Here is an 11,974-nt window from a genome sequence, read left to right as displayed (position 1 = left end):
CTCTTCTTCGGTTCTGAGTGGTCATCGTTTTGGCATTCCCCCGGGCGGGTTGCAGCCAAGTGAAACTGTGTCGCACCTGGCATAGTTCCCTGAAGCGCCGCCGCTGGTCAGGTGGTACCAGATTCCGCTCGGGTTGTTCGAGCTCTGGTACCAGACAACGTAGGAGTCGGTCTGCGCCGTGTAGCCGGTATCAAACCACTTGCCAGGGCTGATGCACTGATCGGGGTTGGTGTCCCGGTAGCTGTCCGTCCCGTACCGGGGTTCGGTACAGGTACGGACCGGTGTCGCCGAGACGCCCCAGGACGTCGGCGCCGGCGGCGGCGGTTCGGCCCCGCTGCGGGAGGTGTCCTGGCCGATGCCGCCTGGCTGGTTGGCGCTGACGGCACGGACCCGGAGCTGGACCGTCTCGCTGTAGCCCACGGTCTTGGAGAACGACCGCTGATCGGTGTTCTGCCAGCCGCCGCCGTCCACGCTGTACTGGTAGCCCGTGACGGGACGTCCGTTGCCGCTGGGCTGGTTCCAGGTCCAGGAAACCGTCCTGTCCCCCACACCGCTGCTGTTGCTGCCCGTCACCGTCGGTGCAAAGGCCAGCCCATAGGGGTTCACTGTGTTGGAGGCGGGACTGGCGTCACCGGCGGTGGAACTGCGGGAAGAGACAGCCCAGACCACAACGGCGGTATCGGTACCGTTGGCTGCGGCCACCACACCCCCACCGGCAGGAATGCTTCCGCTGCCGGCGCCCGAGGTCAGCCGGTACATGTACGAGATCTCGCCGGGGGCCGATCCGTTGCGCTGGGCATCGGTCAATCCGGCGAACCTCACATCGATCTTCCCGCCGTTGTTGTCGGTGTCAACCAGTGTGGCCGTCGGCTGGCTGACCATGCCCGGCTTGCCCACCGCCCGGATGGCCGCGGATTGCGCGCTGGTGCCGGACGTGCCTGCCTTGTTAGTTGCGGACACTGTGAAGGTATAGCCCGCTTCGGAGTTGTCCACGGTGACGTTCTGGGTGGTTCCGGCGACCTGCTGGGTGGCCACCGCGGCACCGCCCCGCAACGTGGTCAGGGTGTAGGCCGAGATGGCGTCACCGTTGTTGTTCGGAGCAGTCCAGGTGACCTTCAGCTGGGTTTGTGTTCCCACGGATCCGGCCTGCGAGGCCGAGGGAGCAGCCGGAGTGACGGGAATACCTGCCGGCACAACAGCTGCCGAGTATGCACTCCACTCGGAAGGTTCCTTGGCATCATTCCTGGCCAGGACACGTACCTTGTAGGACACCCCGTTCTGGAGTCCCTTCCAGACGTAGCTGACCGCAGTCAGGTTCTGGATCTGGGCGTTCTGGCCTGCGGGTGGCGGCGAAATTTCCAGGTCGTAGGACTTGACCGGGGACCCCTTGCTGGCCGGTGCCACCCAGTTCACGGACAGCTCCTTGTCGCCGAATTTCAGCGAGGGCGCCAGCGGGGTGTCCGGCTTGACGTCGGGCCTGATTTCCGCCGAGGCGGGCGAACGGTCAGATTCGCCGAACTCGTTGGTGGCCGTCACCTCGAAGTGGTACTTCGTGTTGTTGACCAGCCCGTTGAGTGTGCAGGTGTTGGCGGGGCAATCCTGCCTGAAACCGGATTCGCCGTACACCGTGTACTTGGTGATGGGTGAGCCGCGGTCTGCCGGTGCCGACCAGTTGAGCAGGGTCGTTTGGTCCCCCACGCTCTGCGCCTGGGGTGTGGTGGGAGCCAGTGGCTTGTCCTTGACGGTGAGGCGGATGCGGGCTGTTGCCTGCCGTGATGCTTCCGCGGTTTTGTCCGCAACCGTGTAGGAGACCACCAATGACCCGGAGAAGCCCGGAGCCGGCGTCACCACTACGGAGTCGCCCGATACCTCCACATTGCCGCTGCCGGTTTCGGTCGCTGCCGAAATGATCTTCAGCGCCGTCTCGGGGAACGGGTTGGAGTCGTTGGCCAGGGCCTTCACGGTGACCGGCTTCCCGGCCGCCGCGCTGGGCTCCAAGTCATCGTTGGCCACGGGTTTGGGCCGGTTGGAAGCTGTCACTGCCAGCTGGTAGGTGGCAGTGGCTTCGAGGCCGCGGGAGTCCTTCGCCTTGATCTGGACGGCACCCGATGTGCCGGTGGACGTTGAACCGTCAACGGACGTTTTGAGGGTCTTTCCGTCGATCCGGGCGTTGAAGCCGGCAGGGCTGCCACCCACAAGTTCGTACTTCATGTTCTCGAGGTCGTCCCTGTCGGGGTCCGACGTCAGCCGGCTCAGGTCCAGGTCGGCCGACTCGCCCTTGGGCACCTCAACGTTGGCGCCCAGGAGGGTGGGGGCGTTGTTCCGGTTTGGATCCGGCAGGACCTTGGTGCGGATGCTGAGGGTGGACTTCAGTCCGCCGGGATCATCCGGACCGGAGCCATCAGTGACTTCGAAACTCAGCGAGCCGGGTCCCACGTAGTCCGCACCCGCGGTGTACTTCAGCGAGGTCGCGCTGCCTCCGGTGGGGTCACCGCCGTCGGCCCCGATGAGCTTGATCCGGTCAGTCTGGGTGATCCGCGGGGAGCGTCCTTCCCGGACCTTGACCCACTCGTTCAGGTCAACCGTGACGGACTGGCCGGAGATCACCTCGATGACTTCTTCCTTGGCCAGGGTAGGAACCTGCTGCCCGATGCCCGGCACCCAGATGATTGCGGTGGACTTCTGCCCGTCCACGTCCTCCACGGTGTACGGGATGAGCTGCGGCTGCTCGGCGAGGTCCACGATCATGGTCCCGTCAGCGCCGGGCCGGGCCGTCGTGGCCTCGGTGTTGATCTTCAGGTTTTCGCCCACGCCGTCGGGGTCTTCGTCGTTCTTCAGGACCGGAACGTCCACAGCGGTCTTGCCCATCGTCTGGGCAGAGGTCACGCGGTCATCCCGGGCAATCGGCGCCTTGAGCGGCACGTCATTATCCACCACCACGCGGATGGCGGCCTGGGCGGCGGCGCCGCGGTCATCCGCAATCGTGTAGCGGACGTTGACTGTCCCGGCGGCGCCGGGAGCCTGGAGGATGATGCGTCCGCTGGTCTGGCTGACGGTCGCCTGCAGGGCAGCATCGGCCTCGATACCGTCGGTGAGGATGCGGATCTGGTCGCCGTCGGGGTCGGTGTCGTTGCCGGTGGCGTCCACCGCGATCTGTCGGCCCGGACGGACCCTGACCTCGTCGTCCACGGGCGTGGGGTTCTGGTTCGTTTCGCCGCGCGGGGCGATGCCGACCGTAACGGTGCCGGTATTGACGGCGCCTTGGCGGTCCACCACCTTGTACCGGAACGTATCGGTTCCGGCGCCGTCACCGGCAGCGGTGAAATCGATGAAGTTGCTGCCCACCGTGGCCGTTCCCATGGCCGGAGTGCTGTCGATGCCGGTCAACTGCACCGAGTCGCCGTCGGGATCAATGCCGTCCACCGGAACGGGAATGCGCACCGTCCCGGCGGCCACCACGCGGGCGGTCAGGTTCTGAGGCTGGGGCCGTGAGTTCTGGGACCCTTCCAGCGGAAGGATGTGGATGGTCACGGCGGCGGCGCTCTTCTGCCCCTGCGGGTCCACGGCGTTGTAGATGGCGCGCACGGTTTTGGGCTGCGGCCCGGCGATAAAGCGCACGGTGTTTTCGGAGACGAAGCTTTTGCCGTCCAGTTCATCCACTGTCTGCGGCAGGACGGGGTCCACGCTCAGCTCCAGGCCCTGCGGGTGGGTGTCGTTGTCCAGCACAGGGATGGTGACGACGTCGTTGACCCGGACGTTCACTTCGTCCGGTTTGGGCTGGGGCGCTTCGACGACGGCGGGAGCCGGGACGGGGACCACCGAGACGCTGCCGGTGGCTGACTTCTTGCCGTTGGACATGGTGTACTCAAAAAGGAACGGGTCCTTGGTGCCCAGGACATCGGTGATGCGCAGGACGCTGTGGTCAATCACGCTGACCGAAGCCGTGGGGTTGTCCGGGAGTTTCACGGACTGCAGCACCAGCACGCCGCCCGACGGATCCGAGTCATTCGCCAGCGGGTCCAGCAGCACGCTGCCTCCGGTGGGCATAAGCGCAACGTCGTGGACGGCCACGGGGTCACCGGCGTCCTTGCCGGACTCCACGTCAACACGGATCAGGCCTTGGCTGCTCTGCGGGCCGTTGCTGGCGATGTAAGTCAGGTAGACGGGACCGGGAGTGGTGCTGCGGAACGTGAAGGTACCGCCGTCGGTAACGGGGCCCAGCTCGGCAGGACCATTGGCCTCCACCTGCGCCAGGCGGAGGGCACCGCCGTTGGGATCAACGTCGTTCTTCAGGGGCGCGATCACCAGGTCCTGGCCCACCACGGCAGTGACGTGATCGGCGTTGACCACCGGCGCCAGGGCACCCGGCGGCTGGACGTTCACCACAACTTTTCCGGTGACCGTTGCCCGGCCGTCCCAGATGGTGACTTCCACGTTTTTCTTGCCGGCGGTGGCTCCGGAGTCCTGGAACGTCAGCAGTCCGTCACGGCGGACTTGGACCTGGTCCTGGTCGTTGTCTGCCTTGGCGTCCAGCAGGACGAGGTCGTCGCCGTCGGGATCCACCCAGTCGGTGAGGATGTTCTGGCTGACCGTTTTGCCCTGTTCCACCAGCATGGTGGTGGAGTCTCCGCCGCGCTTGAAGACAGGCGCCTTATTTTCATCCGGTCCCACCACGTTGAGGCTGACCTGTCCGCCGGCTGAAAGTCCCCGGCCGTCGGCAGCGTTGTAACTGAACGTCTCTATCCCGGGCCTGGCGTCCGCGGGAACAGAGATCTGGAAAGCGGTGCCGCCGTAGATGTTTTCCAGCGTTCCGGCTTTGGGCCCTGAATCGCCGACGGCGGCGGTCAGAACGTCGCCGTCGGGATCCGAATCGTTGTCCAGGATGCTGAGAATGGTGGTCCGCCCCGGACGAACGCCCAGGGTTTCCGGTTTAGTTTCCGGCGGCCGGTTCGGTTTGGTGCGGTCCGGCAGGACGTTGATGGTGTTGTTGTCCGCCGATTCCTGGTCCTGCTCATCGGATTCATTCTTGGGGGGAACAACGTCGTCCCAGTTGTTCACCAGCTGCATGTTCTGGTTCACCAGCCACACATTCCCCGAGTTCACATCGTTCAGGACCACCAGGTCCCGGTTCACCCGGAAAACATACGACGGCGACGCACTCGCCTTGGGCACCTCAACGTTCTTATCATCAGCATCATTGGTGCAGTCACGGACATACTTGTTCGCCCCGGACCACGCCGCATGCACACACCCGGCCAACTGCACCGGAGCCGCCGGCACACCCTCGCCATCAAACGTGACCGTCTTCGCCGTGGACCCGTCCAGCGGCTGCTTCAACAACGCCTTCTGCGTCGAAATCGCCACAAAATCACTCGCCGGTCCACCCTGCTGCAGCTTCGCATCCCGCGCATTATCCAACTGCAACCGCTTACCACCGTGCAGGAACAGCTTCCCCGCAGCAGCATCCAACACCACAGGCTTATCCCCCACCACCGTGATCTGCAGATCACCGGCACCCTTAAGCTCACCCCACGTAGTCGAATCGCTGGACACCACTTCGCCGTTCGTGTTGACCGTCGTGACAGTCACAGCGCCAGACTTGGGGTCGGCGCTGTAGATCCGGTCATCGGTACCCACCGCGGAGACCAAGCCCTCGGAACCCACCATCACAGGCTCGGATGCTTCCTGGTCAAAACCATTAATGGTGGACGGCGACACGGCCCAGACCTTGCCCGACGCCGCGTCCGTGACGGAAATGACTGCCGAACCGAAACTCACTTCCGCCGAACCCGGCAGCTTCTTATCCCCGCCCAGGCGCATGTTCGCCGGAGAAACCTGGTTCAACGTCGAACCCGTCTCATCATCCACAAACACATCCCCGGCATTCTGGAGAATATCGAAGGTGGTGCTCGCAGGTGTGACCGCACCATCTAGCACACGCGACGGATAGTTCAGCCGACCTACCGCATTCTTGGATTTGCTGACTACCCACACGCCGCCGTCGTTCAACTCCACCTCAGTGGTCTTGAACCCCGGATAGATGATCGCACCGGTCACCAGGACAATCACGGCAGCGGCAAGGGCCGTGCCCGCACTGCCGCGGGAACGCAGGATTCCGTGACGGGTGGTCCAGCCCGCGCCGCTTCCTGCGCGCGCATTTGTGGCACGCGGATTTGTGGCGCGCGCCGTTCGGCGAAGTTTCATGACCGGCATCTCCCCAGATAAGACTCCGGCCGGGCCGATGTACGGTCCGCTGCAGCCGGGCACAACCGACTATAGCGGTATTCACCATCAAGTGGATAAATATATGGGACGGTAACGCCCTAGTCGAGGACCAGGCCTTTTCCTTGTCCGCGCGTCAGGAGCACCGGATGGATTTCGCCGAACCCGCGGACATTTTCCGCGGGCTTCGAAACCAGAATGAAGCGTTTGTCCTGGTCCAGCGCGGAAGCTGTCATGGAGTCGATCAGGACCGTTCCCGGATCCGCCAAGGTGGTCAGCCGGGCGGCGAGGTTGACCGTTGGGCCGTAGATGTCCCCCAGCCGGGACAGGATCCTGCCCCAGACCATCGCCACCCGCGCTTCCGGCAGGATCTCGTCTTCGGTGAACGCCTGTGCTAGGGCCAGCGAAATCTCGGCTCCGGCAGCCGGCGTTTCGGCGATATACAGGACCTCGTCGCCTACTGTCTTGACCAGCCGCCCGCCGCCAACGGAAATGATCTCGGCGCATTTGTTCTCAAAGCGCTGGACCAGCCGGGCGAGGGTCTTTTCATTCATCCGGCGGGAGAGACTCGTATAGGAAACCAGGTCAGCAAAGCCGACGGCGCGGGCCAGCGGCAGAGGGGCATCGTCTTCATCGCCGTCGCGGCCTTCTTCGCTGGCCTGCAGGCCGGCTTCGGCGCGCACGGCCAGGCGTTGAACGCCGGCATTGAGTTGCCGCCGCCACGAATAGACCAGCATCTCCTCCAGCGCGTCCAGCAAGGAAGGCAGTTCCTTCACCAGGCGTTTGCGGGCCACAGCGTCCGTGACGCCCTGCTCGTGGACCATGTCCTCCACCAGGGCCTCGATCTGCCAGACCACCATGCGGTCTGTCATCTGCCCGATGGACCGGGTCACCGAGATGGCGGCCTCTTCGGTCAGCACCCCAGTGCGGACCAGGTCAACCACGGTGGACAGCGCAGCCTGATCCCGTTCGGTGAAGGCGACGTCTTCGTCGCCGAAGTTCGGGAAGCCGAGGGCACGCCACAACTTCCGGGCCGAAAGGAGCGACAGCCCTGCCCCGGCGGCCACCTCACGGCGGCGCAACTTCCGCTCGCCGCCCAACAGCCGGGCCTCAAGAGCTTTGGCAGCCACTCGTTCGGGAGACAGTGTGCCTGTTGCCGGGTGGGCAGTTTCGGGCACGGCGGGAGCCGGCAGGTCCGCTTCTTCCCGCTGGTCCTCATCGTTCATCGTCTCCACCTTCTCTCAAATCCCACGGCAACGCTTCGTCTGTGTAAGCCGATATCTCATCAGTCCCCGGGCCTCCGCCCGCAGGCAATTCGTCAATCGCATCCAGCACGAAGTCCCGGAACCGTGCTGCTTCCGGGACGTCCTGGATAGTCGCCACACCTTGGTGCCCGGTTTCCAAGGATATATTCCCCGAGCGCAATATGCGCTGCAGCACCGACTGGTGGACCGTCACGTTGCGGATCGACGCGAGGTTGACCTGCTCATCCCGGCGCCGCACCATGCCGTAGCGGGCAACAAGCCGCCGGCTCGTGAGGATGTACCGGGTTGCCTGCCACCGCAGCAGCCGAGGCAGGCAATAGGCCAACCATATCCATGCAGCGGCCAAGACGCATGCAAGGACGATCCACGGTGTCCAGTCGGCGGAAGCCAAAGGCACCAGCCGGGTAGCCTCGCCCCGCACGGTCCAGGCACTGGCAAAAGCTGCAGCGGCCGGCGCCGCAATGAAGGCTGCGGCCGGGCCGGCCAGTTTCCTCGGCTGCGGGCGGGTGATCGTAATGACCTGCTCGCCCGGCACGAGGCCTTTACGCATAGCCGCTTTCGGCGCCCTGACCCGGCGGGCTCCACGGGCGCAGGTGGACCACATCGCCAGCGGTGACCACATGCTCGCGGCGGTCCTTGTCCACCACCAGGAGCGAGCCGTACTCGTCCAGCCTCGAAGCGTGCCCGATGATCTCGTGGTCACCGGGCAGCTGCGCGCGCACTTGCTTGCCCAGCGTCACCATCACGGACTCCACCCGCTTGTGCAGCGAAGGACCGCCGGCAATCCCGGCGGTGGGGTCGCCGTCGGCATTGCAGAAGCTGCGATAGAGCACTGCGAAATGGGCGAGGTAGCTCTTGAGCAGCACGGTCCGATCAACAGTCAGCGGTTCCTCCAGGGCAACCGACGTCGCTGTGGGCACCGGCAGTTCCGACGCGGTCAAAGTCACGTTCAGGCCGGTCCCCAGAATGACCGGAGGGACGGAACCGTCCCCCACGGGCCCCAGCTGGGCCAGGATCCCGGCGATCTTGCGGCCCCGGACCAGTACGTCATTAGGCCACTTGAGCTCGGCCGGAATGCCCGCGGTCTTAAGCAGCGTCTCCCGCAGCGCCAGCGCGCCCAGCAGTGACAGCCACGAATACGTCTGGGTGGGCAGGGGCCTTCCCTCGGCGTTGGCGGGCCGCAGGACCAAGGACACCGACACCGAGCTCATCGGCGGCGCTTCCCACCGCCGGTCCAGGCGTCCCCGGGCAGCGGTCTGGTACTCGGCCGTCAATACTGACAGGTCCGGCCACTCTTTGGGCTCAACCGTCACCGAGCGCAGCAGGTCCGCGTTGGTGGAGCCGGTGGAGTCCACCACCACCACCTTGGCGATGCCCGTGGCCGCAAGGAAATCCTGGTCCGCCAAGGCTCCGCGATTCAACGGATTTCCTGGGGTGCGTGAGTCATCCATGGTTGAATCCTATCGATTCAGGCGCCGCCGCTGGCCGTTTTGGCGGCCACATGACTGGAACCGCGGTTCAGAGGAATATGTCCGGAACCAGCCGATCCTCCGCTGCCCCGAGGCTGTACGGACGGAAGTCGGTGACACCCGCCGCGCGGAGCACCTGTTCGTCCGTATAGAAGTTGCCGCTGGGCGCACGCCCGCTGCCCCCGTGCGCGCCGGCCAGGTGAGTACCGGCCAGGTTGCTGCCGGTCAGAACGGCGTGGGCTGCGTCGGCCATAATCTGCGGTCCGCGGGCGGCCTGGACGATTTCCTGGCCGCCGGGCATATTCCGGATGGCCGCGGTATCGATGAGGGTGCACGGCCAGAGAGAGTTGACGTTGACGCCGTCGGCCTTGAGTTCTTCGGCAAGGCCCAGCGTCGTGAGGCTCATCCCGTATTTGGCCATCGTGTACGCCAGGTGTTTGCCTGCCCAGTAGGGGTCAAGGTTTAGGGGCGGCGACAGCGTCAGGATGTGTGCGTGGGCCGATTTGCGCAGGGCGGGCAGCGACAGCTTGGACAGCAGGAATGTCCCGCGGACGTTGATGTCCTGCATCAGGTCGTAGCGCTTCATGTCCACGTCGTCGGTGGTGGAAAGATCGATCGCGGACGCATTGTTGAGCACGATGTCGATCCCGCCGAAGCGTTCGACGGCGGCCGCCACGGCTCCTGCGACGTCGTCGTCACTGCGCACATCACCCACGATGGCCAGGGCCTGGCCCCCGGCGGCCTCCACCTGCTCGGCGGCGCTGAAGACAGTGCCTGCCAGCTTGGCATGGGGCTGGCCGGTCTTGGCCATAAGGACAATATTGGCACCGTCCTGCGCCGCCCGGGTGGCAATGGCCAGCCCGATGCCGCGGCTGCCGCCGGACATCAGAATGGTGCGGCCCTGAAGGGACCCGGTGGCCTGGTACGGCGCTGCGGCAGTGGACCTTGCATCGTTGCTGGAAGTCATGGCTCCACTGTAGCCGAGGTATGTTACTAGCGAGTAACATGCGGCTGGCCGCTGGAAAGTGCGGAAAATTGTAGGTTTTCTACAGTCGTCCCACGCAGATGCGTCATTAGACTAGCCAGCAGGGTTCGTCTTTTGTGTGGAAGCTACTTAAATCCCGCGACTGACCTGCCACCCAACACCGCACGCAGCACCACATTGTTACAGCACCAATCTGCTACAGAGCCGGAGACACTTGATGAGCCACGATCTGACAACGACAGCGGGAAAGATCGCCGATTTCCGCGACCGCCAGGCCCGTGCAGAACAACCCTCCGGCCCCGAAGCCATCGAAAAGCAGCATGCCCGCGGCAAGAACACCGCCCGGGAGCGCGTGGACCTCCTGCTGGACGAGGGCTCGTTCGTGGAGCTTGACGCGCTGGCCGTGCACCGCTCCACCGCCTTCGGCATGGAAAAGAAGAAGCCGCTCGGCGACGGGCTCGTCTCTGGCTACGGCACCGTGGACGGCCGTCCCGTGGCGGTCTACAGCCAGGACTTTTCGGTGTACGGCGGATCGCTGAGCCAGGTCAACGGCGAGAAGATCGTCAAAGTCCAGGAATTCGCCCTGCGCAACGGCTGCCCGGTAGTGGGCATCCTCGACGGCGGCGGTGCCCGCATCCAGGAAGGTGTGGCCTCACTGGCCATGTTTGCCGACATCTTCCGCAATAACGTCCACGCGTCCGGCGTGGTGCCGCAGATTTCGCTCATCATGGGACCGTCCGCCGGCGGCGCGGCCTACTCCCCCGCCCTCACGGACTACGTGGTGATGGTGGACAAGACCTCGCACATGTTCATCACGGGACCGGACGTCATCAAGACCGTCACGGGCGAAGACGTGGACATGGAATCCCTCGGCGGTGCCCGCCAGCACAATGCCAACACTGGCACGTCCACCTATCTGGCCTCCGACGAGGCCGATGCCATAGAGTTCGTCCGCGAACTGCTGGACTTCCTGCCGTCCAACAACCTCTCCGAGGCCCCGGTGCTGGAGCACCAGCAGGAGCTGGAGATCAACGACGACGACCTCGCCCTGGACACGCTCGTCCCGGACTCTGCCAACCAGCCGTATGACATGCGCACCGTCATCGAGCAGATCGTGGACGACGCCCATTTCCTGGAGATGCAGTCCCTCTATGCCCCCAACGTCATCATCGGCTACGGCCGCGTTGAGGGACACACCGTGGGGATCGTGGCCAACCAGCCGCTGCAGTTCGCCGGCACGCTGGACATTGCAGCCTCGGAGAAGGCCGCCCGCTTCGTCCGGAACTGCGACGCTTTCAACGTCCCCATCATCACCCTGGTGGATGTCCCCGGCTTCCTGCCCGGCAAGGACCAGGAGTTCCAGGGCATCATCCGCCGCGGCGCCAAGTTGCTGTACGCCTACGCCGAAGCCACTGTCCCCAAGCTGACGGTCATCACCCGCAAGGCCTACGGCGGAGCGTACATCGTGATGGGCTCCAAGAAGCTCGGAGCGGACCTGAACCTGGCGTGGCCCACGGCGCAGATCGGCGTGATGGGCGCCCAGGGTGCCGTTAACATCCTGTACCGCCGGGACCTGGCCGCAGTTGCCGATGCCGGCGGGGACGTTGAGGCCCGGCGCGCCGACGTTATCCGGCAGTACGAAGAGGAGTTGCTGAACCCCTACCAGGCCGCCCAGCTGGGCTACGTGGACGCGGTCATCGCACCGTCCGACACCCGGGGCCAGATCATCAAGGGCCTTCGCGCTCTCCGCGACAAGCGGGCGAGCCTGCCCACCAAGAAGCACGGGAACATCCCCCTGTGAGTGCGGACAATCCGGCGGCTGAGGCCCCGCAACCCGCACTCTCCGTGGTCAAAGGGCAACCGTCGGCCGAGGAGCTCGCGGCGCTGACCGCCGTCGTGCTTTCCCTGGGCAGCTCGGACGCCGTGGCCGCAGGGAAGCCCACCGCCCGCGACTGGGTGCGCCGCCAGCAGTTGCGGCTCGCCCCGACGCCGGGACCCGGCGCGTGGAGGCGGAGCCGGGGTTAGGCTCGTGT

7 protein-coding genes are annotated in these 11,974 nt (G+C 65.1%); 2 read left to right on the top strand and 5 right to left on the bottom strand.

The annotated features are described in order from the left end of the window. Positions 1–21: 21 nt before the first annotated feature. The 5 genes from ACZYZ4_RS16710 to ACZYZ4_RS16690 all read right to left on the bottom strand — a co-directional run bounded on the left by ACZYZ4_RS16710 (position 22) and on the right by ACZYZ4_RS16690 (position 9,923). A complete protein-coding gene (locus tag ACZYZ4_RS16710; protein ID WP_463862673.1) occupies positions 22–6,204 on the bottom strand; it encodes an Ig-like domain-containing protein in 6,183 nt (2,060 codons plus the stop codon). A gap of 119 nt (positions 6,205–6,323) precedes the next feature. After that, on the bottom strand, positions 6,324–7,448 hold the full coding sequence (locus tag ACZYZ4_RS16705) for an adenylate/guanylate cyclase domain-containing protein (protein ID WP_463862672.1): 1,125 nt from the start codon (positions 7,446–7,448) through the stop codon (positions 6,324–6,326). After that, positions 7,438–8,037 carry a PH domain-containing protein gene (locus tag ACZYZ4_RS16700; protein ID WP_463862670.1) on the bottom strand — a complete coding sequence of 200 codons (600 nt, stop codon included), beginning with the start codon at positions 8,035–8,037 and terminating at the stop codon, positions 7,438–7,440. The genes ACZYZ4_RS16705 and ACZYZ4_RS16700 overlap by 11 nt, the downstream gene beginning before the upstream one ends. Next, positions 8,030–8,938, bottom strand: a complete 909-nt coding sequence (locus ACZYZ4_RS16695) for a biotin--[acetyl-CoA-carboxylase] ligase (protein ID WP_463862668.1) — start codon at positions 8,936–8,938, stop codon at positions 8,030–8,032. Before ACZYZ4_RS16695 ends, ACZYZ4_RS16700 begins: the two co-directional genes overlap by 8 nt. Before the next feature lie 67 nt (positions 8,939–9,005). Beyond that, positions 9,006–9,923 carry an SDR family oxidoreductase gene (locus ACZYZ4_RS16690; protein WP_463862666.1) on the bottom strand — a complete coding sequence of 306 codons (918 nt, stop codon included), beginning with the start codon at positions 9,921–9,923 and terminating at the stop codon, positions 9,006–9,008. A gap of 235 nt (positions 9,924–10,158) precedes the next feature. Between ACZYZ4_RS16690 and ACZYZ4_RS16685 the strand changes: the two genes are divergently transcribed. Both ACZYZ4_RS16685 and ACZYZ4_RS16680 read left to right on the top strand, forming a co-directional pair. Then, a complete protein-coding gene (locus ACZYZ4_RS16685) occupies positions 10,159–11,742 on the top strand; it encodes an acyl-CoA carboxylase subunit beta (protein WP_463862664.1) in 1,584 nt (527 codons plus the stop codon). Continuing rightward, on the top strand, positions 11,739–11,966 hold the full coding sequence (locus ACZYZ4_RS16680; RefSeq protein WP_463862662.1) for an acyl-CoA carboxylase subunit epsilon: 228 nt from the start codon (positions 11,739–11,741) through the stop codon (positions 11,964–11,966). The genes ACZYZ4_RS16685 and ACZYZ4_RS16680 overlap by 4 nt, the downstream gene beginning before the upstream one ends. Positions 11,967–11,974: the final 8 nt, after the last annotated feature.

The organism is Pseudarthrobacter adonitolis (assembly GCF_055412845.1).
The sequence above is the reverse complement of the archived record's forward strand: the minus strand, read 5'-3'. Positions and strand labels throughout refer to the sequence as shown.